We start from the raw sequence: 26,348 nt of genomic DNA, 5'->3' as shown, positions 1-26,348 counted from the left end.
GATGCTCATAGAACCGTGCCGGCGAAACAGCTAGCGTTGCTTGGGATTCCCGTATTTCATGAAGATCCAGCCGGCGAAACCGCTGAAGAGCGTCAATAGATAAGTGAACAGCTGGACGGCTGGCAGGTCATCATATAACGGACCGGGCAGCCACGGAAACACGCCATATGTATAATCGACGGTGTCGTTCAGCAGCGTCCAGGCAATGGCCCCGGTTAGGGCTGTCCAGCGGTAATGAAACAATCGGACGAACAGCAAGGCTTCTACTGCCATCGCCGTGTGCGAAGCGACAAGCATCCAATCCTGCCATGCCAGCACATCTCCTTGGGCTTGTCCAGCAAATATCATAACAACGGCCCAGATGCCATACTTCACGGATGTGACAACTGCCAGTGCCTCTATGAATTGCTGAAACAACGCGCCGCCGAGGCTCCGAGGCGGGTAGAGAAGCAGCAAAAGCGCCAAACTGAAGAACAAACTGGCCGTCGGGCTGTCCGGCACGAATACGACCTGCCATATGTAGCCATGTTCCACCGTATCGGCCATTTGAGCGCCGTACCATATGTATCCATAGATCGTTCCAAGTACGTTGCATACGAGCAGCAGCCAGAGAATCGATCGCTTGCTTAGAAATTCCCGGCTCCATAAAAACGAAATTGACAAACTCGGTCCTCCAATCCTGTTCCTGTATTCTTTAGACTAATGCCGATTATACCTAAACCAGGGACATATTTCATCTATGTACGCATTTAAAAAAGAACCTGACCGTAATACGGTCAGGTTCTTTAATGCATGCTACTCTGCAGCCGCTTCTGCTTTTTGGCTTGCGAGCCAATCCGCCAGCTGGTCGAGTTGTTCTTCAGTTACACCAGCTCCCAGAGCTATGTCTTTCATAGGCGGCATGCTGCCTTGGCCATTTTCGATGATAGCCACAATCTCTTCTTTTGTATGGGTGTCACCGACGCCGCGCAGCGACGGTCCGGATGCCCCTTTCAAATCTGCAGCATGACAGGAGATACAAGTAGCCGTTTTAAAGGTCTCCATTGCAGGATTATCCTTATCCACAATCGCTACGATGCTGTCTTCAGGCTGCTTGCCGCTGGTTGTTGGCAGACCAGCTGCACGCTTCTCGTGAGCTTCTTCTTCCCGCTGAATATGCTCCGGCTTCTGGCCTGTAGCTTCCAGTTCATGCTGATAATGCGTCCATGCAGCATTGGTCAGATAGATGACGGCAAACAACGACAGAATCATAAGCGCCGAAGTGATAGGTCTCTTGTAGAACCTCCGCTCTTTCCCTGTATCCAGGAACGGAACCAGGAGCAATGAGCCGAAGGCCACGCCGGAAACGCCAATCGTGCCGAGTACCACATAATCACCGGATGCGTACGGAAGCTTCAAATATTCATACAGGAACAGGAAGTACCAGTCCGGCATCGGAATGACCGAAGCCCCCGGATCCGCCGGATAACCAAGCGGTGCCGGTTCCGAGATGGTCAGTACAAGGAAACCGACCAATACAACTACACCAACCATCCATTCCTTCAACAAGAAGTTAGGAATGAACGCTTCTGATTTGCCGGGATATGCGGTGTAATCCGGCGGCGTAACCCAACCGCTGCCTTTTTTCACACGCGAATCGCCGACATAAACTACTTTTTCATCAGATTTATGACCATGTGCCATAAATATGCGCCTCCCTTCTTCTTATAGTGGACCGGAAATACCTTGTCTGCGGATCATGATAAAGTGTCCTACCAATAAGGCAAGAAGGACAGCCGGAAGGAAGAATACGTGAATAGCGAAGAAACGCGTCAGCGTTTCGGCACCTACGATCGTACCGCCTTGCAGCAATTCTTTAATGATAGGTCCAAGCCAAGGTACGGAGTTCGCAATCTCCAGTGTAACTTTTGTAGCGAAGTAAGCTTTGTTATCCCATGGCAGCAGGTAGCCTGTCAAACCAAGGCCGAGCATAACAAAGAAAATGAGCATACCAACGACCCAGTTCATTTCACGCGGCGCTTTGTAAGAGCCGGTGAAGAACACGCGCATCGTATGCAGGAACATCATAACGATTACCAAGCTTGCGCCCCAGTGGTGCATGCCGCGGACAATCTGTCCGAAGGCAACCTGTGTTTGCAGGTACTCGACACTGTTGTAAGCGTTTATGATATCCGGTACGTAATACATCGTCAGGAACATTCCCGACAGAATCTGGATGACTGTGATAAAAAACGTCAAGCCGCCGAAACAGTACACAAACGCGGAGAAATGATGCGCCGGGTTTACGTGTTCCGGTACCTCGTGGTCTGCAACGTCTCTCCAAATCGGCGTGATATCGAGACGTTCATCAATCCAGTTGTAGACATTCTTCAACATCTGAATCTACGCCTCCTATTTAACTACGGTATTTGGCACGATGGCGCCGAGGTAAATCCAGCCGTTCTCGATTTTCGTCTCGTACTGGTCAAGCGGCTTCGGCGCGACTGCCAGGTTCTTACCGTCCGGTGTATAACGCGCACCGTGGCAAGGGCAGTGGTATTCATCCGGGAAATTCTTGTTGTTATTCCATCCAACAAGGCATCCCAAATGCTTACAAATCGGTGAAAGCGCTACAATTTCACCTTGATCGTTCTTACGAATCCACGCCGTCAAAGTAGCTGTACTGTTGTACCAGCCGTCCTGCTGTTTGAGCTCGAAATGGAATTCCTGTGGATCGTTGGTAATTTTGCTCTCTTCCGCGACTTTTACAAAAGACCCTTCTTCCTTATTTTGAAGAATCGGATCAACGGCAAAGCGGAGCATTGGCAAAACTACTCCAGCAGCCATATAAGCTGTGGCACCGCCCAACGTGTATGTAAGAAATTGTCTGCGGGACATCTCTTTCTGTCGGGGTGGATTGTGCGATTCTTCATGCTCGTCATTGTGGTTGCTGCTCATTCTGTGTTCAACCCCCTTTGTCAACCGTTCTTAAGTGTCATCAATGATTAAAATCACACGACTTACTAGGACATACTAATAATATCTTAGGCACCCAAGACCGTCAAGAATTTGAATCCCAAATTTGGGTTCGCTTCCAATAGCCCTTTCATAAATTGTTGGTTTTTTGTCACAATTCAACACGGCTTTCCTGCTGCCACATTTCGCTGATCTGTCCGGATACGATGGCAGGCATAGGGATCGAGTCACTGCCTTCCAGCCTGCGCCGCGACAGGACAAGCGTACTTTCGGGCACATCCTCTATAGATAGCTCGGAATCGGCTGTCATGACCACCACGTACTTAAAGCCGATGGATTTGACATTGTGACAAACTTCATTTAGAAGCTTCATATCTTCAGTATTTCCATATTGTACGGCAGGATATGTAACCAATCTTCCCTTAAACGGAATTTCTGCCATATCCATAAAATCCCGGAGCCTTTCCAGCGCGGCTGTCGCTTCCCATGGCGTTTCCGTACCCGAAAGTCCGGTAAACGGAATCAGGCAGGTATCAAAATAAGGTTTCAGCTCCGGCCACGTCTGCTCGTCCACTTCACTAAATTTCATGCAAGATACATTCCTTTCTGCTCACTCATCATGATTTTGTCTTCATTATACGAGTGAAAGGGCAGGTTAGGCAAAAAAAAGAAGAAATGCGATAAAGCATTTCTTCAATTCAAAGTCCTCAGTTCATCCGTCAGGGTTCGGAAAGCCACTTCGTCGCCGGAAGCCAGCGCTTCGTCGATTTCCTTGTACAGCTCTTCGCTCCGATGCTTGCGCAATGCCTCGTCCCACACCATTTCGGCCGCCAGACCTAACATAACCTCGTAAGTAACCTTCATCTTATCCATTAGGATGCACCTCCAAACTAAATTTGCGTATAGCTTATATTCTTTCCCTTTAATTGCTTAACTTCCAACATATTTACGGCTGCTGCGAACTTGTCCAAACAACCATGCTAGAGGATCAGATCATCATTCGAATCGCTGATATGTATGCCGGCTTCCGCTGCCTTCAATCCAAGCGCGGTCATTTTGTATGATGTTCCCATGCTCTGGCTCTCCCCTATTCTGAGCATCCCCAAATGCATCAGCATGCGGATTATCCGCTGCTCCAAGATGTTTTGCGGACTATCATAATAGAAAGGACGGATTAGCCAGCCCAGCGATTCGTAAAGCGAGGCTGCCGTGACCCAATCTCTTGCGCATTGACTTATCCAGTAAACAAGAGAAGATATATTGGGAATTGCGCCTTTATACAGTCTTAACCAAAAGCGGAATATCTGTATCACGCTAACTTGATTTCCTTCCTCAAGAAACGAGGCTCCGGTTTCACTCAGGATCAACCGGGCGTGGTTTTCCCTGATCCATTTTTTGGCGTAGGCATAATCGTACAGCAGCGCAAATCGGTCGGGATATTCAATGCAGGAACGACCATACCCGAACCGCCACGCTCCTTTGGTAATCAACGGCTCCGAAATATGCAGCGTACTCATGAGCTGCTGCTGATTTCGCCTGTACATGAATCCTTCCTGGTTCAGCTCGATATCGTGCCCGCCTACATATTTAAGAATCAGCTTGAGATCTTCCGCGGCTAGTCCCTGCTCATCCCGGTATGCTTCCGGATCATGCGGCAATCGCTCCAGATTTTGATGAAGCCGCTCCCGCAGCACATCGCGGAACCGCTCCTTCAAATCCGAGGGCACTTGAAACAAATACTTGGTGGAATGGGTAAAACCGTTAAACAGCCAGCCGCTTCGGCGATAACGCGCGACCGCCTCCCGCGGACTTTCCGTTTTGGCGGCAGCTGCCTTCTTGTTTGAAGAGGCTTTATCTTCTTTCTCCTCCAAATCCGCCGTATGACGGATGGCGGCCGTCAGTTCTTCCAGGCTGTAGCCTGTTCGAGTGTCAAAGACCAGATTGTTCAGAAAACGCAAATCGCTCGGTGACAAGCTGCTGACCTGCTCCTCGAAAAACTCTCTTCGCCCGAGCTTGGACAGGATGCTCTGGATCAATTCGTGCTTCGAATTCCGCTTAGCGTCACAATCATAGTGATTCGCTATATTGCTAAGCTGTCCAATATCGGCATATGTGAGCATATCCGCTAGATTCATCTTCCATCGCCTCGCCGTTTTACAACCATTATGGGAAGGTTTCGAACTTTTGATACCTGATTCTCGTCGGTGTGATGAAATATTTTTTGATTATTTCTATATAGAAATGACTATGCTCTCTTATTAAATGATAGAATACATACAAACGGTTACAGGAAACCGCACTTGATGTTTTTATAACGAATACAAAATGAAGCCCAGCTTTTTTAAGACGGGCTGATTCCATCCATACAGGAGGATCATCATGATAAGAACGCCGGAACACGAAATATAACTTGGTGCGAACCGAATCCGCGGACCTCCCTTAAGAGCGTTTTATATGAAGAAACTTATTCATGATAAATGACTTGGAGGTTATGCAGAGATGATAAAAGATGCTGAATTTTTGAACTTCATTCAAAACATGGATCACCATTTTTCGGGATGGGATTTTTCGCGTATTACCGCTTCCGGCCGCATGCAGTCCCACGCTCTCCCCTGGTCTTTGGGCAGCGTGGTGCTCCCTTTGATGCGAAATGCCGCTACGATGCTGGACATGGGTACGGGAGGAGGAGAATTCTTATCCTCCCTGCAGCCGCTCCCCAAAACCGTTTATGCCACCGAAGGGTACAAACCGAACGTTCAGATTGCAAAGCAAAGACTCGAGCCGCTGGGCGTAAACGTTGTCTACTTTGAAGAAGATTCCTCGCTTCCTTTAAAGGATCGTTATTTTGACCTGATCATCAATCAGCATGAATCCTATTCGGCAGCGGAAGTAAGAAGAATATTGAACGATCGCGGGGTGTTTGTAACCCAGCAATCCGGCGGAACCGATTGTTATGGGATTAACGAATTGCTTGGCGTTCCGCTGAATGAAGAGTTCGCTCATTGGAACCTGGCCATAGCGACCCAAGAGCTGCAGGATCACGGGTTCAAAATTACCTTCAGCCGCGAGGACTTTTTACCGCAGCGATTTTACGACATCGGCGCACTGGTTTATTATTTGATAGCGATTCCCTGGCAGATCCCGAATTTTACGGTGGAGCGCTATATCGAGCCTTTACATCATATTCACCGGATGATCCGGACCAATGGCTACTTCGAGGTCCAGCAGCACCGGTTTATTTTAATCGCCGAAGTGTAAACGTCAACCTATCCAACATAAAGAAGGAGCCTTCCCGACGGAAGGCTCCTTCTACTAATACACGCTCATATTTACGATTGGTTCGTCAACAGATGCTTGGTACAGTTAAACAGCAAGGGAGACCAGTCATCCTCTTTTCTCTCCAGGACGGTGAGCGACAGATTGCCGATCCGTTCGCTCAGGGCGCCACGGCACACCAGCTTGTATAACTGTGCTAAAAAACCACCATGACTGACAACAAGAATATTGGCTTCCGGATGTTTATGCCACATATCATCGAGAAAGACAAGCCCTCTGGACTGAAGCTCCAGATCCGTTTCCTGGCCCAGATCCAACATGTGCCAATCGGCACCGAACCGGGTTTCACGCTCTTCCGCTGTCAAGCCCTCCACCTGACCGTACTTGCGCTCACGCAAGCGGTTATCCGGCGGCGCCAAGGGAATGTTCAGCATGGACGAAATGATTTTCGCGGTTTCTTCAGCGCGGGAGAGCCCGCTGCTGATCGCGAAGTCCCACCGGAAAGGCTCCTGCAGAAGCCTTTCCCCAAGCAAACGCGCTTGACGACGGCCTTCCTCATTCAGTGGTATGTCCGTTTGGCCTTGGATTTTGCCTAGAGCGTTCCAATCCGTTAATCCATGGCGAACCAAGCCGATCTGCATGCCGCCTCTCCTCCATCCTATCCATATTTTATCTTCTGACCCGATTTAGTCTTTTTAGGAAAAACAAAGCGCATCCGATTCCCAAAAGGGAAAGTATCATCCAGTATTCTGGCTGAGTGGGACTCATATCAACCACAAAAGGATCAATAATGCCGCTGTTGGTTTTTGGAATGTTGTAATCGTCCTTGGTATTCAAGCCTTGGGCCGTATCCGCTACGCCTGTAGGGATAATCCCTGTCGTTACGGCTTCCGGAACCGGATCCGGTTGATTGCCCGTCGCTGCAAAATAAACAAAGCTGCAAACGAACAAGGCCAGAAAACCGGCAATCATCAGCGTCAGCCGCTTCCGGAACACTCGGCTTACCGCCCGGCTCTTGGACGTTTCCTCCACCAGCCAGGGAAAATCGCGATAAATGCGGTCCATCACGTTGCGGTTGATCTGTTCAGCGTCCATGTCGGGAATCTCATGCTCCAGGGCATGAACCATGTTCTGGCTTTCCACCCACATTTCGTACTCCGCTGCACATGAGCTACAGGTTTGAACATGTGCAATCAGCCGTTGTCGCCGCAGATCGTTGTCCGGTAAATCCCAGACCGTTTCCATCAGCTCTTGGGCTTCATTGCAAGTCATCTGTTCTTCATCCCTCTCAGATCCTCAAAAACCGGCTCATAAAAATAGGGTTCGAGCTGAATTTTGACGCTGCCGCGGGCCCGGAACAACAGTGACTTAACCGAACTGACGCTTTGACCTAAAATATCTGCGATTTCCTGATAATCCAGTTGATCATACTCCCGAAGAATCAGCGCAGATCTCTGTTTCTCCGGTAAATTGTTAATCGCTTCCCTTACCATATGTACTCGTTCACTGCGCAGGATCGCCTGCTCCGGGGCGACCTCCAGCGGCGCCACTGGCACGACCCCGCTCTCCTCCAGGGGCAATGTGCCGCTGCGATGCTTGCGAAGTTCGCTCAGCACGGTGTTGCGCGCAATGGTGTAGAGCCAAGTCGAGAAGGATGCATCCACTTCCCGGAAGGAATGCAGGCTCCGGAAAGCCTTGTAGAACGTTTCCGAGCATAAATCTTCAGCCATTAGCTCCATGTGCGAGCTTTTTAACATATGATAGACAAATGCCAATATTTTTCTCTGATAACGCCTCATTAATTCGGAATAAAGTTCGGTATTGCCTTGCTTAATTTCTTGGATTAGTTGGGAATCCGTCATATGATTTTTCGTTCCTCCTTCACCCACCGGTGCCCATTCCTTGTCATTTCCACCTTCATGAGGAAAATCAAGGATTTGTGCAAAAGTACCGTCAAACCATATATAGTTACGCCTCATGTTGTCTGACTATTCTATGTATTTGGCAATTTCCCCAAATCTTCTACACTAGCATCTCTAGCATTATAGCACATATTGGAGAAAAGTTCAGGTTTGTGGCAGAAGGTTTTCCACGGATAGGAAAATTGGCAAAAAAAATCCGCCTTCATCATTGAAGGCGGTTGCACAAAGTGCAATATTTTGGATAGGAGTGGAGAGAAACCATACTGTACTTTTATTATATGTATACGTTTTCATTTTGTCAACACTGAAAACGCATTTATTTCCGGTTGTTTAAAAACAACCGGAAAATTACTGATACACCGAGTGTCCTTGCGATAACAACAGCTCTTTAGCCCGCTCCTGTTCGATTTCATTGCGGAAGGAAAGCCTCATCACGCCCGGCACATCTTCCCGACTCTCGATAATCTGCATGTTGCTGAGGTTGATGCTGTTCGTCCCGAGCTCCGTCGCAATGCGGCCGATGATGCCCGGATGGTCAGGCACGTCCAAATACAGATCAAATTGGGACACGATCATGCCCTTGCGCCGTTCTGGCAGTACGCTGCGGAATTCCCCTGCCATGCGGAAAGCCTCTTCGATCGCAGCACCGTCCTTCGACTCCAGCATATCCATGAATCGCCGGATCCCTTCATTCCAGTCTTGCAGCAGCGTCAGCATGACCCTGCGATTGTTTAATAGAATGTCCCGCCATACGACCGGGTCGCTGGAAGCGATGCGGGTTATATCCCGAAAGCCCCCTGCGGCCAAGGTGCAGTACAACGGATTATCGTCATTATAGGAGCTGATCTGATTGACTAACGCCACTGCAATCACATGAGGCAGATGGCTGATCGCTCCAACGATCTCATCGTGAAGTCTCGGCTCTACCTTCACAATATGGGCACGCGTGTGAGACAAAAGCTCTACAAGCACGTTCAGCTTATCCTGAGGGACATCGTCCGGCGGAGTAAGCACGTAATAGGCATTCTCGAACAATACGGTGGAGGCCGCTCCAACACCGGATCGCTCCGAGCCCGCCATCGGATGACCGCCGATGAAATACGCATCCTTAAGGGCAAGCTGGGACGCGCATTCGGCAATGCTTGCTTTGGTGCTGCCAACATCCGTAATAATGCATCCCGGTTTCAGCTGCATTTCGCTTAAACGTTTCATGTACATCTCAAGACTGCCTACGGGAACGCATAAAAAAATGACGTCCGCGTTTTGGGCAGCTTCTTCTACCGAAAGCGTAACCTTATCAACGACGCCTTTAGCAATGACCTGGTCGGCATATTCTTGGGTGTGGGCATAACCGGTAACGGTTATGCCAGGTTTTCCTTTGAAGTTTAAAGCTAACGAACCGCCGATCAAGCCGACGCCGAATATGGAAATTTGCATTGTCATGTTCTCTCTCACTCGTTTCAAGCTGCGATTATTGTTGTGTCATTCGATCAGGCTGGCGCATTCACTTCGCTCAGCACTTGTTCCAAAGCGCCGATAAAAGCCTTATTCTGTTCTTCGGAGCCTACGGTTACGCGAATATAGTTCGGGTACAGTTCAAATCCAGGCCGTACGATAATGCCTTTGCTAAGCAGCGACTTAAACACTTCGGTGCCTGGCCTCTTCACATCCACCATAATGAAGTTACCGTTCGCAGGAAAATAAGATAGTCCAAGACGATCAAATTCCCCTTGCACGTAATGGATCCCATCGGCATTCATTTGACGGCATTTCGCTACGAACTCCTGATCTTTCAGGGCTGCCTTCGCCGCTACTTGAGCCAGGCGTCCCGTATTAAACGGCTCACGTACCCGATTGATCAAGGAAATGACTTCCTGCTGCCCGATGCCGTAGCCGATCCGGAGGGCGGCCAAGCCGTATATTTTGGAGAAGGTACGCAGGATGACCAGATTCGGATAACGCTCCATTAACTTGATGCTGTCCGGGTACGAAGCGTCCGTTACATATTCATAATAAGCTTCATCAAGCACAACCATTACGTGGGCCGGGACTTCATCCAGGAAAGAAACCAGCTCGCTTTCGGAAACGATGGTTCCGGTCGGATTATTCGGATTGCACACCCACACGATTTTGGTTTTGTCCGAAACGGCTTTGGCCATGCCCGGCAGATCGTGCTTACCGTCCACCAGCGGCACCTCGATGCATGTCGCACCTTCGATATCCGCGTTCGTTTTATACACCGAGAAGGTCTGATCCGCCATGATGGTTTCATCTCCTGGTTGCAGGAATGCCCGGATAATGAGGGCGATGATTTCATCGGATCCGCAGCCGAAAATAATCTGATTGCGTTCAATTCCCAGCTGGCCAGCAAGCTCAGCCGTCAAATCGGCCGCACTTCCGTCCGGATACAGGCTGAGCGTTCCCAGTTCGGCGGTAATCGCTTCGGTTGCGCGCGGCGAGCAGCCGTACGGATTCTCGTTGGAGGCCAGTTTAATGACAACATCAAGCCCTAATTCCTTTTTGACTTCTTCGATCGGTTTCCCGGGCTGATATACGGGAAGATTAACAATTTGCGCTTTCGGTTTCATACGATATTCGCCTCACCTTTCATAACTGCTATGGACAACACTATCCTTTTAATTGTGCCACAAACTCCCTGATTTGCAAAAGCCCCTGCTGTCTTGTCTCTTCCTTCTCCAACAGAGGAATGGTCGATTCAATCTGACGCACAATCGCGCTGCCGACAACGACGCCGTCGCAGATTTTGGAAAATCTGGCCACCTGCTCACTGGATGAAATGCCAAAGCCGATCGCGATCGGCACGCTGCTGTACTGCCTTACCGTCTCAAGAAAAGACTCCACCCCCGAGTAAAAATCGGTGCGCTCGCCCGTCACGCCAAGCGAGGATACGCAGTACACAAAGCCGGTCGCTTCCGAAGCGATGCTCGCAATCCGCTCATGGGAGGTAGGGGCCACCAGCGGTATCAGATGAACGCCAGCCGCGTGGGCGCGTTTCCGAACCTCCTCGGATTCCTCCACCGGAAGATCGGGAATGATCAAGCCGCTGATGTCGTGCCTTACCACTTCCTCGAAGAAAACGTCCAGTCCGGTTTGCAGTACCGGATTGTAATACGTGAACAGGATGAACGGCAGCTTGCTGCCCCGCTCTCTTGCCAGGCGCGCGGTTTCCATGCAAGTGCGAATGGTCACCTTGCTCTTCAGCGCGCGCTCGGAAGCTCGCTGGATGACCGGTCCGTCGGCAAGGGGATCCGAGTAAGGAACGCCGAGTTCAATAATGTCGGCTCCCGCGATTTCAAGCTCATGGATGATATCCAGCGTCGACTTCACATCCGGATCCCCGACAGTGAGATAAGGGATCATGGCGGTCTTGTTTTGTTGCTTCAACGACGCAAAGGTCTGATCGATTCGGTTCATTCGGTTTTCCCTCCCGTGTAAGCCATGATGGACTCCACGTCCTTGTCGCCGCGACCGGATAAATTAATCACGACAATATCGTTCTCGGTCCACGTAGATGCCATCTTTACGGCTTGCGCTACGGCGTGCGCGGATTCCAGGGCAGGAATAATGCCTTCCGTGCGGCATAGCAGCTGCAGGGCATCGAGCGCCTCTTGGTCGGTTATCGGTACGTACTGCACACGCTCAATGTCTTTTAAATAGGAATGCTCCGGACCAACGCCGGGATAATCAAGGCCGGCTGAAATGGAATGCGCTTCCTGTACTTGTCCGTACTCGTCCTGCAGCAAATAACTCATCGAGCCTTGGAATACGCCTTGTGTCCCCTTGGACATCGTAGCTGCATGAAAATCGGTATCCACTCCCTTGCCTGCCGCTTCGACGCCGATCAAACCGACTTCCTTGTCTTCAAGGAACGGATAGAACATGCCGATCGCATTGCTACCGCCCCCGATCGGCGCAAGAATGAGGTTTGGAAGCCTTCCTTCCGTCTCCAGTATCTGCCTCCGGGTCTCGTCACCGATAATGCGCTGGAAGTTCCGCACCATCATCGGATACGGATGCGGCCCTACAGCGGAGCCCAGCACATAAAAGGTATCCTCGACGTTGCTGACCCAGTAGCGAAGCGCCTCGTTGCCGGCATCTTTCAGCGTTCGGCTTCCCGACGTGACCGGAATTACTTCGGCACCGAGCATTTTCATGCGGAATACGTTCAACTGCTGCCGTTTGGTATCTTCTTCGCCCATAAATACCTTGCATTCAAGACCCAGCAGAGCGGCTACCGTCGCGGTCGCTACGCCATGCTGTCCGGCGCCCGTTTCGGCAATGACCTTGCCTTTGCCCATGCGCTTGGCTAACACGCCTTGTGCAATGGCGTTGTTGATTTTGTGCGCGCCGGTATGATTCAAATCCTCGCGCTTCAGGTAAATTTTAGCCTTGCCGAGATGTTGGCTGAGCCGCTCCGCGTAATAAAGCGGCGTTTCCCTTCCGGAATACTGTTTCAGCAAATAGGCGATCTCCTCTTTAAAAGCAGGATCCTCCGAAAAACGATTATATTCTTGCTCAAGCTCTATTAAAGCGTTCATCAGTGTTTCCGGCACGAACCGGCCTCCAAACACCCCGAAACGTCCATTACGGTCAGGAAGCTGTGTCATTTCCCCTTCACCCTTTCTACAAATGCAGTCACTTTGTTTATATCCTTCACGCCGGGCTCGCTCTCTACGCCGCTGGATACATCCACCCCGTACGGAGCGTACTGGCCGATCAAATGAGCAACATTATCCGGATCGAGCCCGCCGGCTACAAACAAGGGAATCCCTTGCCGTTCAGCCCATTGCTGGTACGCCGGGATCAGATCCCAGGCAAACGTCTTGCCCGACCCTCCGCCGTACACCGGATCATAGGTGTCAATCAGCAGTCCGTCAATGCAGCCCGCATACGCATCCAGTGCCGACAGACGTTCCGCTTCCGGACGGTCACTTCCAATCGATACCGCCTTAAAAACGGAAACCGGGAAGCGCTCCTTCACTTCCCGGCAAAATTGCGGCGATTCCTGACCATGCAGCTGCACGACGTCAAGCGCCGTTTCTTGAAGAAGCTCTGCGAGCTCGCTCAAATCAGGGTTAACCAAGACGCCGACAGCGGCGGGAATCTTGTCATGCTCCCATTCCCGCAATACTTGCACCAGCTGCGCAGCCTGCTGCGGCGTTACCCGCCGCCGGCTCTTGGCAAATACGAATCCGATATAATCCACAGGTAAGTTTATCATAGATTTTAGCACTTCAACGCTTTGAAGTCCACATATTTTTAGAGCCGTACTCATCATCGAATGTCCCCTTTATTCCATGTCTGCAGCTATCGGCAGCGGTCCCATCAGATCGTTCACAGCGCGGAACACGTCCTGCTGGCGCATGAAATGTTCCCCGACCAGAACCCCGTGTGCTCCCACATAATGCAAGTAGGAAATATCGGCCGGGCTCGATATTCCGCTTTCGCTGATCAGCGTCACTTCCTGCGGAACCTGCGCCGCGATATCTGCCGTTGTCTGCAATGAGGTTTCAAAGGTGCGAAGATTACGGTTGTTAATCCCGATCAGACGGGCCGTTCCCAGTCCGAGTACCGATTCCAGCTCTTGCCCGTCGTGAACCTCAATCAGGCAATCCAATCCGATCGAGCCTGCAACGTCAATGAACTCCGCGATACGCTGCGGCGCAAGGATGCTCGCAATCAAGAGAACGGCGTCCGCACCCAGCAGGCGCGCTTCGTAAATCTGAGTCTCGTCGATAATGAAATCTTTGCGCAGCAGCGGGATGTTGACGGCCGCCCTTACCGCTTGCAGATATTCTCCACTTCCCTGAAAGTAGTCCTTATCCGTCAGCACGGACAGACAATCGGCATCGGCTGCTTCGTAAGCCTTGGCGATCATTACCGGGTCAAAGTCGGGACGAATCAACCCTTTGGAGGGCGAAGCCTTTTTGACCTCGGCGATTAACCCCATGCTGCGTTTGCGTCCCATGGACAACGCCTTCTCAAACCCGAGAGTCGGAGGCAAATCCGCTATTTGCCTCTCTGCTTCCGAGATGCTGAACGTTTCTCGCAGCTGTGCAACCTCGTTGCGTTTCGTTTCTACGATTCGATCAAGATACATAACTCATTTCCCCCGTTCTTGAGATCAGCTGCTCCAACTTGGACTGCGCCAGCCCGGAATCAATCGCTCCCGCTGCACGCTGCACGCCTTCGGCCAAACTATCCGCAATTCCCGATACATAGATGCAGGCACCGGCATTGGCAAGCACGATGTCCCGATAAGCACTGCGTTCTCCGCGCAGTACCGAGCCGATGATGGCCGCATTCTCTTGTGCATCGCCGCCAAGGATATCGTTCATCGGATGAACCGACAGACCCAAATCATGGGGGTGGATATCATAAGTGCGGACTTCTCCGCCCCGGAGCTCCGATACCCGGGTAGGCGCCGAGACGCTGATTTCATCCAGCCCATCGTGGCTGGTCACTACCATGGCCCGCTTCAAACCGAGCTCTTTGAGGACCTGCGCAATGGTTTCCGTTTTGTTCATATCGTATATCCCGAGCATCTGCCGGTCCGCGCCCGCCGGGTTCGTCAGTGGCCCCAGCATGTTAAATACGGTCCGGACCCCGAGCTCTTTGCGAGGAGCGGCCGCATATTTCATCGACGGATGATAAATTTGGGCGAACAGGAAGCAGATGCCGATATCGTTCAGGCAGGCTGTGGCTTGTTCTGCGGTCAAGTGGATATTGACGCCAAGCGCTTCCAGCACATCGGCGCTGCCGGCCCGGCCCGATGCCGAACGGTTGCCGTGTTTGGCTACTCTGACCGAAACCGAGGAGGAGATAATGGCGGATACGGTAGAAATGTTAAACTTGTGAATACCGGATCCTCCGGTGCCGCATGTATCGAGCAGCTGGTTCCGCTCGGTAACGACGCGTCCGCCCGCGCCTCTCATCGCTTCGGCAAAACCGGTTATCTCTTCTACGGTCTCTCCCTTCATTCTTAAGGCCGTCAGCAGCGCGCCGATTTGAGAATGGGTCGCATGGCCTTCCATTATGGTCTGCATAACCCCGCGGGCCTCATCCCGGCTCAGATCCTGACCGCCGATCAGCTTTGTAAGGCTGGATTGCATCGTCTCCATCACGTTCATTACGATCTCCTCCTTCATGTTAAGGTGTGTATTGATACAGATAATCCTGATTGATTAAGTCGTTGGCCCCTGTGCTGGACGGAAACATCGCTTCCGCGACGCGGATCGCCTTCAGCATCCCTTTGGCCTTATTAACGGTTTCCTCATACTCCTTCTCGGGAACCGAGTCCCATACGATACCGGCCCCTGCCTGAACATAAGCTTTGCCCTGGCGAAAAATAATCGTGCGGATCGTAATGCAGGAATCCATATTGCCTCCAAAGCCAAGATAACCGATGGCCCCCGCATATGCGCCTCTTGCTTCCCGCTCCAATTCGGCAATGATCTCCATTGCCCGCAGCTTCGGAGCTCCGGATACCGTTCCTGCAGGCAAACAGGACAGAAAAGCATCAAAGAAATCTTTATTCTCGCTCAGCTGGCCGGATACGCTGGATACCATATGCATCACGTGGGAGTATTTTTCAATCTCCATGAACGTATCGCATTTCACCGTGCCGAACTCAGCTACGCGGCCCAGATCGTTGCGGCCGAGATCCACCAGCATCAAATGCTCCGCGCGTTCCTTCTCGTCCTGCAGCAGATCATCCGCCAGCGCCTGGTCTTCGGCTTCGTTGCTGCCCCTCGGCCTTGTGCCCGCGATCGGTCTTGTTTCCAGCCTTCGTCCATCCACCTTCACCAAGGCTTCAGGAGACGTTCCTACGATAATGTCGTCGTCCATTTTGAGATAATACATGTACGGCGAAGGATTCAGCGTCCTCAGCACCCGGTAGACGTGAAGCGGCGATACTTCGGTTTCGATATGGAAGCGCTGGGACAACACAACTTGAAAAATGTCGCCTGCACGAATATATTCCTTCGCTTGCTCCACATTGGAGAGATACTTCTCTTTGGTCATGTTGGATTGAATATCGCCCATGTCGACATCGGCCGGGATGCCTCTGGAGTTCACGTTCTCCCGCGGCCCCTGATCCTGCAGCTGTTCGGCCGCCGCTTCCAGGGTACGGCATACATCCATATAGGTCTGACGGATGGTGTCGTCCGAATCTCCAGGTTTCACGTGCACGTTGCCGACCAGCATGATCTGCTGCTTCACGTGATCGAAGACAATGACTTGGTCGCAAAACATGAACCGGATATCATCCATCCCGAGATCGTCCATCGCATGTGCCGGCAGCTTCTCGTAGTATTGAAGCAGGTCATATCCGAAAAATCCGATGGCCCCCCCGGTAAAAGGAGGCATCTCCTTCAGCTGCGGACTGCGGTACGTACGCAGCAGCGCTTTAAGCTCCTCGACGGGCTTGCCTTCCAGCAAGGAACGCTCCCCGTTCTTTTCGATCTCGATCTTGCCTTTTTTACCCGTGATCATTAAGAAGGGGTCTGTTCCGATGAACGAAAACCGTGCCCACTGTACGCCGCCCTCAACGCTCTCTAGTAAAAATGCCCGTTTCCGCTCCGCATAGCGCTGAAAAATGCGAATCGGGGTTTCCATATCGGCTAACAGTCTGATCGCTACCGGAATCAGGTTGTATTCACCTGCCATTGCCACCACTTGCTCCATTGATGGATTCGCCATGTCAATCCCTCCTTAATGAATGTATACAACAAAAAAACCTCTACCGAAGTAGAGGTTAACGTTCAGAATAAGTCTATGAAAAAAGAGCGCGGTCAAAGGACATTCAACCCGTTCATCGACAACCTACAGCGCTGACGTTCCATGGAACGGATACAAGAAATAGACCTGTAACCGGCCGTACGAACATGCCGTAAGATTCATCATGAAATCAAGTGTATCCTAAAACCCGATGATGTTACTCCCTAAAATGCCTCAGCTCTTCTCAACTCAACTCATCTGTAAAACCTAACTCTACTCAGCTATTCTGATATCACTATACAGGATAATGCCGTGTTACCGCAACCCTAATTTTCAATATCAAGCGTTGGAGCCCGATAAATCCGGACGCAGCCGCTTGGCTTCGTTCAAATACACATGCTTGATCTCGCTCTGGCTTTTGTCCGTATTGACCTGCACCATAAACCGGATGCAGCGCGGCAAACTGCCCTGAACGGGGATTTCAACCGAACACATCAAAGGGACGAGATCCCAGCCCTCCAGCTGGCGTATCGCCTTGGCCGGGAACGTTGCGTCCAAATCCTGCGTCATCGTAATCCATATGTTGCTGATATATTCAGGCTGCAGCTCGTTGCGTCTCACCATCTCTTCCAGCAGACGCAGCGTCTCCTGTACGATCTCCTGCTCATCGTTGCGGGTGACGGTTGTCGCCCCCCGGATTCCCCGATTCATCATGAACTATCCCTCTCCCTTCAACTGTTCGACCACGGATCGAACAGCTTCTACCGGTACATCCTTAACGATGCTGACGGAACCGATGGATTCCGGTACGATAAATACCATTTGCCCCTCGGCGAACTTCTTATCATGCTGCATGGCATCCATGATGCGATCGACCGAGACGTCATCCGGCAAGATTACCGGCAGATTCACCGCCTTCAGCATGCTCACCGTCTCTTCGTGCAGATCCGCAGGTCTGCCAAGCTTCTCAGCAAGTCGGGCCGATCCCGCCATGCCGATAGCAATCGCCTCGCCGTGCAAGAATCGGCCGTAACCGCCAACGGCTTCGATGGCATGGCCAATGGTATGCCCCAGATTAAGAATGGCGCGCAAGCCGCCTTCCCGCTCATCCTGGGATACCACGTCCGCCTTGATCGCGCAGCCGCGCTCCAGGCCGTAGATCAAAGCTTCCGGCTCCAGGCTCAGCAGCTTCGAGCCGTTCTCCCGGCACCAATAGGCAAAATCCCGGTCCAGGATCAAGCCATGCTTCACCATTTCCGCAAGGCCTGAAGACACCTCGCGCGCCGGCAGCGACATCAGTGTATTCACGTCATAAACCACCATGACGGGCTGATGAAATGCACCGATCATATTTTTGGCCAGAGGATGGTTCACCGCCACTTTGCCGCCTACGCTGCTGTCATGGGCAAGTATCGTGGTCGGGATCTGAACAAACGTCACGCCGCGCATGTATGTCGCCGCGACGAATCCGGCCAAATCGCCCACAACGCCTCCGCCCAGCGCGAAGACAGCCGAGCTGCGGTCCAGCTTGCCGTTGATGGCCGTGGTCATAACCTCTTCATAGACCTGTAGCGATTTGGAGGACTCGCCGGAAGGGACGATATGGGATATGACCGTATACCCTTCCGATTTCAGCTGCTCCTCCACTTGCGCCAAATAGTGAGGCGCCACTTGATCATCCGTTACGATCAGATGCGGGCTCTTGCGGGTTATGCCATGTTTCGCGCTCAGCTCGCCGAGGGTATTCAATATCCCCGCACCGATATAAATCGGATAGGAACGCTCTCCCAGTTCCACATGTAATGTCCTCATATCAGTAGTTCTCCAGCTGTTTCAGGTAGTTTTGGTAATTCGCATGGATTTCCTCCATCGAATCGCCGCCGAACTTCTCAAGGAACGCCTTAGCTACCTCCCAGGTCACAACGTGCTCCATCACGACGCTGGCTGCCGGAACCGCACAGGCATCCGAGCGTTCAACCTGAGCCGTAAAGGCTTCCTTCGTGTCGATATCCACGCTTTGAAGCGGCTTGTACAGCGTCGGAATCGGCTTCATGACGCCTCGCACGACGATCGGCATGCCGTTTGTCATCCCGCCCTCGAATCCGCCCAGGCGGTTGGTCGCACGGTGGTATCCGCGCTCCTCGCTGTACATAATCTCGTCATGCACTTGGGAGCCGCGCAGCTCGCCTGCTTCGAATCCGATGCCTACCTCAACGCCCTTAAAGGCGTTAATCGACATCACGCCCTGCGCGATGCGTCCATCCAGCTTGCGGTCATATTGGACATGGCTGCCCAATCCGACGGGCAATCCTTCGATGATGCATTCCACAATGCCGCCGATGGAGTCGCCTTCTTTTTTAATCTCGTCTATGTAGGCTTCCATCTTCTTCTCGGTCTCTTCGTCCACCACGCGAACCGAAGAAGCTTCCGTACGCTCGATCAGCTCATCGGTCGAAAGATTGTGCGGGGGAGCCTCGATTTCGCCGATCCGGATGACCTGGCCTGCCACTTTGACGCCAAACTGCGCCAGGAATTGTCTGGCGATAGCGCCAACGGCAACGCGGACCGTGGTTTCACGGGCACTGGATCGTTCCAGCACGTTACGCAGATCCTTCAGGTTGTACTTCAATCCGCCGTTCAGGTCGGCATGACCCGGTCTTGGACGATGTACCCGTCTCTTCGCCTCGTCATTGCCCTCAATCGGCTCCACGTTCATAATGTTCTGCCAATGCTTCCAATCGTTATTCTGGACGACCAGCGCGAGCGGCGCACCGGTTGTATAGCCGTGGCGCACACCGCCAAGGATTTGCGCGGTATCCTTCTCGATCTGCATGCGGCGTCCCCGGCCGTACCCCTTCTGTCTACGATGGAGCTGAAAGTTCAGTGCGTCGAAATCAAGCTCCAAGTTGCTTGGAAGCCCTTCGATTATAGTTGTCAGCTGAGGCCCGTGCGTCTCCCCAGCGGTTAAAAACCGTAAGCTCATGATGCTTTTCCCCCTTTAGGCTTTTAAGCGTTAAACCGCTAAACTCCGCGAACATCTTCTGCTCATTATAGTATAGGTCTAACGCTTTGACAAGAATGTCGACAAACGAGCAAAAGCGCCTCTCATCCTGCGGATTGAAAAGCGCTTTATGCGTTAAGACTGCCGTCTCTATTGAATTTTACGGTAGAAAAAGGTCTCGTTGCTTTCCAGGCCGTACTGCCCCGGATTAAAGATCTGTTCGGTGCTGCCCACAAACAGAAACCCGCCCGGCTTCAGGCTCGCGGCAAATTTCTGATACAGCTTGTGCTTGGCCCCTTCCGTGAAATAAATCATCACGTTCCGGCAGACAATCAGATCATGCCCGGCTTCGAACCGGTCCGTGAGCAGATTCTGCTTGTGGAAGGAGACCTCCTTCTTCAAGTTCTCGCTGAATCGATACAGCGAGCCCTCTTCCTTAAAATAGCGGGCGGCTACTCCGGAAGGGACGTCCTTGAGTGACCTCTCGACATACAGGCCTTCCTTCGCTTTATGTAACGCACCGTCATCAATATCGGTCGCCATGATGCGCGCCCGGCCCAGCATGTTTTGTTCCGCCAGGATCATGGCAAGCGTATATGGCTCTTCGCCGGTCGAGCAGGCAGCGCTCCAAACCTTCAACACCCCGGGATTCTGCTTGGCCAACTCCGGCAATATTTTGTCCCGGAGCACTTCCCACCGGTTCGGGTTGCGCCAAAACTCCGAGACGTTAATTGTCATCCGGTCCAAAAACTCATGAAAGAGCGGCTTGTCCTTCATCATCGCATCGTAAAAGGCCGAAAAGGTTTCAAACCCCTTCTTCATGCGCAGCGTCGTCAGCCTTCGCTTCATCTGCGCTTCCTTGTAATCGGCCAGGTTGATCCCGGTGCTTCGCTCGATGCTGCGAACAAAGCCGATATAATCGGGATCCTCCAGTACTGGTTCGTGTTCCGTCATCGTATCATCCTGTTAATCAGATTATTCCGCTTCCCGCTTCGCTTACAGCCAAGGGGACAGCGTCTTGTTGTACTCAACCAATTCCCGATCATCAAAAAAATTGGCGATCTCGCGCTGCGCGCTTTCAGGCGAATCCGATCCGTGAATCAGATTATGCGGCGTATGGGCCGAAAAATCACCGCGTATCGTACCTGGCAGCGCATCCTTCACATTCGTTTTGCCGATGACCTGGCGAGACAAAGCGATGATGTCGTCACCTTCCCAAACCATCGCAAACACCGGTCCGGACGTGATGAACCCTACCAGGTTATCGAAAAAATCCTTGCCTTCATGTTCCGCATAATGGCGCTTGGCCAGCTCGTCCGAAATCTGCATAAACTTGCCCGCAACCAGCTTGAATCCTTTATCCTCCAAACGGCCGACGATTCGGCCGATCAGCCCACGCTGCACACCATCGGGTTTAATCATTAAAAAAGTACGTTCCATAGGCCTCATCACGCTTCCCCTCATCCTAGGTAATTGAACAATCGAACCTTCATTCCATGCTCAGGTGATGTTACATGTTTGTACCCGTATTTTAACAGAAAGCAACCTCATGGGTAAGGCTAATATGACCGCTTTGTAATAAAATTTGCGATATCTTTAAGCTGTTTTTTGGTCTTGATGTCAGGCAGCGTATCCAAAGCAGCCAATGCTTTACCTATATACCGATCAGCCAGCGCCTCGGATCTCGATATGCCTTCGCTTGAGGTTACAAGCTTTACGGCGCCCGATACATCGCACTGGCCATTTAGTGCATGAATCCGTTCCAACTCCTGCAGCAGCGGCTCTCTCCGCTGGCTGTCCTCGAGAGCGAAAATGACGGGCAGCGTAATGTTTCCCTGTCTCATATCGCTCCCCGGGGGCTTGCCAATCTGCTTCTCCGTCCCGCACAGATCCAGGAGATCGTCCTGAATCTGAAATGCCATGCCGACATTATATCCGAATCGATACAGGCTGTTGGCCACCTTGCGGTCCGCATCCGCAGCCAACGCGCCGAGCTGGCAGCTGACGGCAATCAGGAGCGACGTCTTGCGGCGAATGCGGAGAAGATATCTTCTGACGTCCTGTTCGGTATTAAAGAAATCACGTATCTGCTCCATTTCGCCAATGGACATCTCAACCATGGCCTTGGCCAGAATCTGATGAATTTCAGGCTGTTTCAGGTGAGTCGTCAACTGGAGCGCCTTGCCATAAATATAATCGCCGGTATACATGGCGATCCGGTTGTCCCACTTGGCCTTCACCGTGGGTTTGCCGCGCCGCGTGTCCGCATCGTCAATCACGTCGTCATGAACGAGGGAAGCGCTGTGGATCAGCTCCAGCGGCACGGCCACATGCTTCAGCTTATCAATGTCATAGTCGCCGAATTTGCCGCCCATCAGGACAAAAACGGGACGGAGGCGCTTGCCGCCTGCTCTAAGCAGATGCAGGGAAGTCTCTGTCAGCTCGGGACTGTCGCCTTCGACGCTGAGGTAGAGCTCCCTCTCGATAACGTCCATATCTTTTTTTAATGTTCCGAATATGTCAAATCGTTTCATCTCTTCACCCGTATGCTTAGATTCTCATTCCATAACTCCGGCGCTACCTTGCGATTTCAGCAGGCCAAGCTCTGATGCGAACTTGAAATATAAGCGTAACCCTTCCTGTTGTCGTTCATCAAATCGCAGCACAGGTTAATGCCTGAACCATTGTTGTTGCTAGTCACCCCATCTGGTGTACAATTCATGTTCGATGCGTAAGCTGTCCAATACCTTGCCGACCAAAAAATGGACGATATCATCAATCGTTTTCGGTCCATGATAGAAGGCTGGCATCGCCGGAATGATTTTGACCCCAAGCTTGGCCAGCGTCAGCATGTTCTCCAGGTGAATGGCATGCAGCGGCGTTTCTCTCGGGACAAGCACCAGAGGACGGCCCTCCTTCATCATGACGTCGGCGGCGCGGCCCATCAGGTTATCGGAAGATCCGTGCGCCACTGAGGATAACGTGCCCATCGAGCATGGCATGATAATCATGCCTTCAACCAGGTAAGAGCCGCTGGCAATCGTAGCTCCGATGTCGGAGATCGGATGGTATATCACGTTCCCCTCGAAACCGCCGAATTTCTCGGCCAGCACTTCCTCGCGGTTGCCCGCCTGAAAGCCCATTTCCTCCTTCAGCACGCGCCAGCCCGCATTAGAGATAATCAATTGCACATCGTAGCCCAGCGAGAGCAGGGTCTCCGTTAGACGAACCCCGTATATGCTGCCGCTGGCCCCCGTAATGCCGACAACCCAGCTCTTTCTGCGCATGGATTTCATCAGATATAACGCACCACCAAATCAATGAGAGTGAATACGAACAGAATGATGCTCAGCGTACTGTTCATGGTAAAGAACGCGGTTTGCAGGCGGCTCATATCATTTGGCGACAAGATGTAGTGCTGATAGAACAAAATTCCGCAAGCGATCACCATGCCCGCCAAATACCACCAGCCCACCGGCGTTACAAAGAAAAGAACGATAAAACCGACAGCCGTAACGACGTGGAACCCGCGAGCGAACCAGAGCGCTTTGTGCAGGCCGAACCGGGAAGGAATCGAGTACAGCCTTTCTTTTGCATCAAACTTCTCGTCTTGGCATGCATAAACGATATCAAATCCGCCCGTCCAAAACGCAAGCGCGATATAAAACACCATCGCCTTCCAGTCGATTTGACCGGTTACCGCAACCCATCCGCCCAGCGGGGCAAGCGCCGTTGTAAGACCGAGCACCAGATGGCAAAGCCATGTGAACCGTTTGGTAAAGGAATAAATGATAAGCATGAAAATAGCGATAGGCAGCAAACGGAAAGCAAACGGGTCCAGCATGTAAGTAGCCCAGAAAAACACGGCGAAAGACAGAATAATAAATATGATGACCTCCAGCGGCTTCAGCAGGCCTGCCGGAATGGCGCGATTAGCCGTACGGGGGTTCTTGGCATCGATATGTTGGTCGGTTAGCCGGTTGAGTCCGAAAGCTGCGCTTCGCGCACCGAACATGGCAAGAAAGATCCAGCCGATATCTCCCCAAGACGGTAATCGGTCAAACACGACGGCCGATCCTAGAATCGCCCCCATAAAAGCGAAAGGCAGAGCAAACAGCGTATGCTCCACTTTAATCATTTCAAGATAAGTTCCTATTTTCTTAAACATCCAGATTCTCCTTGATCCCAATATGTAAGGCTGCTATGCCACCAGTCAAGGGAAAGGCCTGAACCTGTTGAAGTCCGGTCTGACGGAAAGCTTCGGCTAACTCCTCTCGTCCCGGAAACAAAGCCAGCGATTCGGGCAGCCATTTATACTGCTCATAACGCTTGGCTACCAGTTTCCCCATCCGAGGCAGCACTTGTTGGAAATAAAAATAATAAATGCCTTTGAACGGCTGCCAAGTCGGCTTGGACAGTTCGAGACATACCACCATTCCGCCGGGCTTAACCACGCGTTTCATCTCACGCAGAACCTGCATGTAATCCGGCACATTGCGAAGACCGAAACCGATCGTCGCGTAATCGAATTGGTTATCTTCGAACGGCAGGCTCATGGCGTTTCCCTGAACCAGCTCGATCTGTGGTTCGAGTCCATGCTTGGCAACCTTCTCCCGGCCGACGTTCAGCATCCCCTCACTGAAGTCGAGTCCGACTATGTGTCCGGATTCACTTGCCTGGGCCATGCTAATCGTCCAGTCGCAAGTTCCGCAGCATAGGTCGATGGCCGTATCGCCATGGCGCATGTTCATCTTTTTCATCGTATACTTGCGCCAAGCTTTATGTCTTCGAAAGCTGAGAATGTCGTTCATCAGGTCGTATTTGCCCGATATGCTTTCGAAGACGGAATGGACGTACTGCTCTTTCGGATTTTTGCCGTCATGCTTGATTGCGTCTAACTTGGTTGTTTGATTATCCACTGCATCCCCCTACCCTTCACTTACGACGGACCGATATGTGCTGAGCCGTTTCAGAAACGGGTCCAGTACACCGGCGTACGGGCTCTCGCCCACGCGGCCTCCCAGCAGCTGCTGTACGGCGCTGACGGATTCCCGGAGCTTGTCCAGCAGCTTCTCCGAAGCCTTATGCTTCAGAATCAGCTTCCGCCAATCCTTCATATCCGTTTTTCTGCCCACCAGCATTTTCCGTTCCTCGTCGCTTCCCGACTCGATCAGATGCCAGTACGCGTAGCCGCATCTGCCGATGTCAGGCGTCGCACAGCGTTCCATCTCCTGCACAAGCGTTTCACATTCCGTAATTTCCTTGAGCAGCTTCTCCCATGTTTCTTGCACGGACACCTCAAGCAGCGGAGTAAAAGAAAGAAACAGCTGCATATTCAGCTGTACCGTTAGCTGTAGATATTCTTCAGAAGGCAGCAGGTTTTTTTTCATTTTGCCGTATAATCTCATCTTCATCACGTTCACTTCGCTAACCGCTTTGCTCAGAAGCGAGATGACGGCAATTTCGCCCTTCAGGGCCAGGAGCTGATAAAAACGGCTGCTGAAGTAATCCCCTGCGAGCACTTTCAGCTGCCGGGAGCGCATCATTGCCTCTCCTTGATTGCCTTCCGTAACGTCGATGCTTTCATGCGTATCGAGTCCCACCTGAACCAGTGAGGTAACCAGCGCGTATAATTCTTCGTGTCCGGCAATATTCCGTCCCGAATCCATTAAAAATATGTATAACAAATGAACACGGGCATCCGGAAAACCCGGAAGTTCCGTGTGGTTCTGAATCATATCATAGTTTATATATTTCTCTGCCAGTTCTGGTACGCGATACGGTTTCATTCTCAGCCTCCGTGCACTTGATGTTCTTTTGTCCAATTGAGCCCACAATCCAATCTATTATAACACATGTTCAGGGCACGTACATGCCCTGTCATCTACTATTTTACCCCTTTCCAGGGCCGCTGAACTGCTTTGGCCAAAGATTCGTAAAGGTCAGGTTCAGCGCAGCAGCGACGGAAGGCGGCACATCCTCGTTCTCCAGCTGGGTTAGGACTTCCGCATAGCGTGAATCCCATGCCTCCCTGTTCATATTCGAGGCCAGCAGCATATACCGTTTTCCTCCCCAGCGATCGATGGCAACCACCCTGAGATACAGCTGCCTCACATTATCCGTGCCATCGAACGAATAGGACATAATGCTGGCGATGTCCTCATAAACCTCGGAGGCCGTCTCCGTGGCATCGCTCAATTTGATATCCAGCGTCAAAGCGCCTTCTTCATAGTCCGCCCGGCTTATCTGCAAATTCAGAGGTAGACTCATCAGAGAATCCACTAAGCCGGCATCGCTTAATTCGCGGCTGTGATAAGGCACCGCCGCAGGTACAGCGCCGACCTTATAACGAGTTTGCGATTGGAGCCCCATCAACAGGCCAAGCAGGATGAATGCAATCGCCGCAGGCAAGAGTACCGCTTGTACGGATTGCCAATGCTTCATGACCGAAA

The 26,348-nt window shown here is 51.7% G+C and carries 30 protein-coding genes; 1 reads left to right on the top strand and 29 read right to left on the bottom strand.

Annotation, left to right across the window (positions count from 1 at the left end; genetic code table 11):
• Window positions 1-30: 30 nt before the first annotated feature.
• From MHI43_RS11250 to MHI43_RS11220, 7 genes are all read right to left on the bottom strand, one after another.
• Window positions 31-663 carry a DUF1405 domain-containing protein gene (locus tag MHI43_RS11250; protein WP_015734550.1) on the bottom strand — a complete coding sequence of 211 codons (633 nt, stop codon included), beginning with the start codon at window positions 661-663 and terminating at the stop codon, window positions 31-33.
• 132 nt (window positions 664-795) lie between these two features.
• Entirely contained in the window at window positions 796-1,683 is an 888-nt protein-coding gene (locus MHI43_RS11245; RefSeq protein ID WP_015734549.1) for a menaquinol-cytochrome c reductase cytochrome b/c subunit, read from the bottom strand.
• A gap of 21 nt (window positions 1,684-1,704) precedes the next feature.
• Entirely contained in the window at window positions 1,705-2,376 is a 672-nt protein-coding gene (locus tag MHI43_RS11240) for a cytochrome b6 (RefSeq protein ID WP_006209500.1), read from the bottom strand.
• 15 nt (window positions 2,377-2,391) lie between these two features.
• Window positions 2,392-2,937 (bottom strand): ubiquinol-cytochrome c reductase iron-sulfur subunit, encoded by a 546-nt coding sequence (locus MHI43_RS11235; RefSeq protein ID WP_015734548.1) that lies wholly within the window; start codon window positions 2,935-2,937, stop codon window positions 2,392-2,394.
• Window positions 2,938-3,106: 169 nt separating this feature from the next.
• Window positions 3,107-3,544 (bottom strand): DUF2487 family protein, encoded by a 438-nt coding sequence (locus tag MHI43_RS11230; protein WP_015734547.1) that lies wholly within the window; start codon window positions 3,542-3,544, stop codon window positions 3,107-3,109.
• Between the two features lie 104 nt (window positions 3,545-3,648).
• Window positions 3,649-3,828 carry an IDEAL domain-containing protein gene (locus MHI43_RS11225; RefSeq protein WP_009595190.1) on the bottom strand — a complete coding sequence of 60 codons (180 nt, stop codon included), beginning with the start codon at window positions 3,826-3,828 and terminating at the stop codon, window positions 3,649-3,651.
• A gap of 107 nt (window positions 3,829-3,935) precedes the next feature.
• Entirely contained in the window at window positions 3,936-5,090 is a 1,155-nt protein-coding gene (locus MHI43_RS11220) for a hypothetical protein (protein ID WP_036665616.1), read from the bottom strand.
• A gap of 364 nt (window positions 5,091-5,454) precedes the next feature.
• On the opposite strand from MHI43_RS11220, the gene MHI43_RS11215 reads away from it, so the two are divergent.
• Window positions 5,455-6,213 (top strand): methyltransferase domain-containing protein, encoded by a 759-nt coding sequence (locus tag MHI43_RS11215; RefSeq protein WP_015734545.1) that lies wholly within the window; start codon window positions 5,455-5,457, stop codon window positions 6,211-6,213.
• 71 nt (window positions 6,214-6,284) lie between these two features.
• Here the strand turns inward: MHI43_RS11215 and MHI43_RS11210 are convergent, their stop codons facing one another.
• From MHI43_RS11210 to MHI43_RS11105, 22 genes are all read right to left on the bottom strand, one after another.
• Window positions 6,285-6,872, bottom strand: coding sequence for a histidine phosphatase family protein (locus MHI43_RS11210; RefSeq protein WP_015734544.1), 588 nt, complete (start codon window positions 6,870-6,872; stop codon window positions 6,285-6,287).
• Between the two features lie 28 nt (window positions 6,873-6,900).
• Window positions 6,901-7,503, bottom strand: a complete 603-nt coding sequence (locus tag MHI43_RS11205; RefSeq protein ID WP_036665620.1) for an anti-sigma factor — start codon at window positions 7,501-7,503, stop codon at window positions 6,901-6,903.
• Complete coding sequence (locus tag MHI43_RS11200) at window positions 7,500-8,093, bottom strand: sigma-70 family RNA polymerase sigma factor (protein WP_015734542.1); 594 nt, start codon at window positions 8,091-8,093, stop codon at window positions 7,500-7,502. Before MHI43_RS11200 ends, MHI43_RS11205 begins: the two co-directional genes overlap by 4 nt.
• Before the next feature lie 408 nt (window positions 8,094-8,501).
• Window positions 8,502-9,596 carry a prephenate dehydrogenase gene (locus MHI43_RS11195; RefSeq protein WP_036665623.1) on the bottom strand — a complete coding sequence of 365 codons (1,095 nt, stop codon included), beginning with the start codon at window positions 9,594-9,596 and terminating at the stop codon, window positions 8,502-8,504.
• 47 nt (window positions 9,597-9,643) lie between these two features.
• A complete protein-coding gene (gene hisC, locus MHI43_RS11190; protein ID WP_036665626.1) occupies window positions 9,644-10,741 on the bottom strand; it encodes a histidinol-phosphate transaminase in 1,098 nt (365 codons plus the stop codon).
• A gap of 40 nt (window positions 10,742-10,781) precedes the next feature.
• The gene (trpA, locus tag MHI43_RS11185) at window positions 10,782-11,588 is read right to left on the bottom strand and encodes a tryptophan synthase subunit alpha (RefSeq protein WP_015734539.1); all 807 of its coding nucleotides are present in this window, start codon (window positions 11,586-11,588) and stop codon (window positions 10,782-10,784) included.
• Window positions 11,585-12,781, bottom strand: coding sequence for a tryptophan synthase subunit beta (gene trpB, locus MHI43_RS11180; RefSeq protein WP_036665629.1), 1,197 nt, complete (start codon window positions 12,779-12,781; stop codon window positions 11,585-11,587). Before trpB ends, trpA begins: the two co-directional genes overlap by 4 nt.
• Entirely contained in the window at window positions 12,778-13,452 is a 675-nt protein-coding gene (locus MHI43_RS11175; protein ID WP_036665630.1) for a phosphoribosylanthranilate isomerase, read from the bottom strand. Before MHI43_RS11175 ends, trpB begins: the two co-directional genes overlap by 4 nt.
• Window positions 13,453-13,464: 12 nt before the next feature.
• Entirely contained in the window at window positions 13,465-14,274 is an 810-nt protein-coding gene (gene trpC, locus MHI43_RS11170) for an indole-3-glycerol phosphate synthase TrpC (protein WP_036665632.1), read from the bottom strand.
• Complete coding sequence (gene trpD, locus MHI43_RS11165; protein ID WP_036665635.1) at window positions 14,264-15,304, bottom strand: anthranilate phosphoribosyltransferase; 1,041 nt, start codon at window positions 15,302-15,304, stop codon at window positions 14,264-14,266. Before trpD ends, trpC begins: the two co-directional genes overlap by 11 nt.
• Before the next feature lie 19 nt (window positions 15,305-15,323).
• Entirely contained in the window at window positions 15,324-16,877 is a 1,554-nt protein-coding gene (gene trpE / locus MHI43_RS11160; RefSeq protein ID WP_036665638.1) for an anthranilate synthase component I, read from the bottom strand.
• Between the two features lie 357 nt (window positions 16,878-17,234).
• The gene (gene aroH, locus MHI43_RS11155) at window positions 17,235-17,609 is read right to left on the bottom strand and encodes a chorismate mutase (protein ID WP_009595253.1); all 375 of its coding nucleotides are present in this window, start codon (window positions 17,607-17,609) and stop codon (window positions 17,235-17,237) included.
• 3 nt (window positions 17,610-17,612) lie between these two features.
• On the bottom strand, window positions 17,613-18,707 hold the full coding sequence (gene aroB / locus MHI43_RS11150) for a 3-dehydroquinate synthase (RefSeq protein ID WP_015734533.1): 1,095 nt from the start codon (window positions 18,705-18,707) through the stop codon (window positions 17,613-17,615).
• A gap of 1 nt (window position 18,708) precedes the next feature.
• The gene (gene aroC, locus MHI43_RS11145) at window positions 18,709-19,878 is read right to left on the bottom strand and encodes a chorismate synthase (protein ID WP_036665641.1); all 1,170 of its coding nucleotides are present in this window, start codon (window positions 19,876-19,878) and stop codon (window positions 18,709-18,711) included.
• A 168-nt stretch (window positions 19,879-20,046) separates the two neighbouring features.
• A complete protein-coding gene (locus tag MHI43_RS11140; RefSeq protein WP_015734531.1) occupies window positions 20,047-20,850 on the bottom strand; it encodes a protein-glutamate O-methyltransferase CheR in 804 nt (267 codons plus the stop codon).
• Window positions 20,851-20,892: 42 nt separating this feature from the next.
• Complete coding sequence (gene ndk, locus MHI43_RS11135; RefSeq protein ID WP_009595207.1) at window positions 20,893-21,336, bottom strand: nucleoside-diphosphate kinase; 444 nt, start codon at window positions 21,334-21,336, stop codon at window positions 20,893-20,895.
• Window positions 21,337-21,455: 119 nt separating this feature from the next.
• A complete protein-coding gene (locus tag MHI43_RS11130) occupies window positions 21,456-22,430 on the bottom strand; it encodes a polyprenyl synthetase family protein (RefSeq protein WP_015734529.1) in 975 nt (324 codons plus the stop codon).
• Window positions 22,431-22,589: 159 nt separating this feature from the next.
• Window positions 22,590-23,192 carry a flavin prenyltransferase UbiX gene (locus tag MHI43_RS11125; protein ID WP_015734528.1) on the bottom strand — a complete coding sequence of 201 codons (603 nt, stop codon included), beginning with the start codon at window positions 23,190-23,192 and terminating at the stop codon, window positions 22,590-22,592.
• Window positions 23,192-24,064, bottom strand: coding sequence for a UbiA-like polyprenyltransferase (locus MHI43_RS11120; RefSeq protein WP_009595147.1), 873 nt, complete (start codon window positions 24,062-24,064; stop codon window positions 23,192-23,194). The genes MHI43_RS11125 and MHI43_RS11120 overlap by 1 nt, the downstream gene beginning before the upstream one ends.
• Entirely contained in the window at window positions 24,057-24,815 is a 759-nt protein-coding gene (locus MHI43_RS11115) for a demethylmenaquinone methyltransferase (protein ID WP_009595260.1), read from the bottom strand. The genes MHI43_RS11120 and MHI43_RS11115 overlap by 8 nt, the downstream gene beginning before the upstream one ends.
• Window positions 24,816-24,824: 9 nt before the next feature.
• On the bottom strand, window positions 24,825-25,685 hold the full coding sequence (locus MHI43_RS11110) for a heptaprenyl diphosphate synthase component 1 (protein WP_015734527.1): 861 nt from the start codon (window positions 25,683-25,685) through the stop codon (window positions 24,825-24,827).
• A gap of 103 nt (window positions 25,686-25,788) precedes the next feature.
• Window positions 25,789-26,340, bottom strand: a complete 552-nt coding sequence (locus MHI43_RS11105; protein WP_036665645.1) for a hypothetical protein — start codon at window positions 26,338-26,340, stop codon at window positions 25,789-25,791.
• Window positions 26,341-26,348 lie beyond the last annotated feature (8 nt).

The organism is Paenibacillus sp. FSL H8-0457 (genome assembly GCF_038051935.1).
GTDB lineage: Bacteria > Bacillota > Bacilli > Paenibacillales > Paenibacillaceae > Paenibacillus_AQ > Paenibacillus_AQ lautus_A.
The sequence above is the reverse complement of the archived record's forward strand: the minus strand, read 5'-3'. Positions and strand labels throughout refer to the sequence as shown.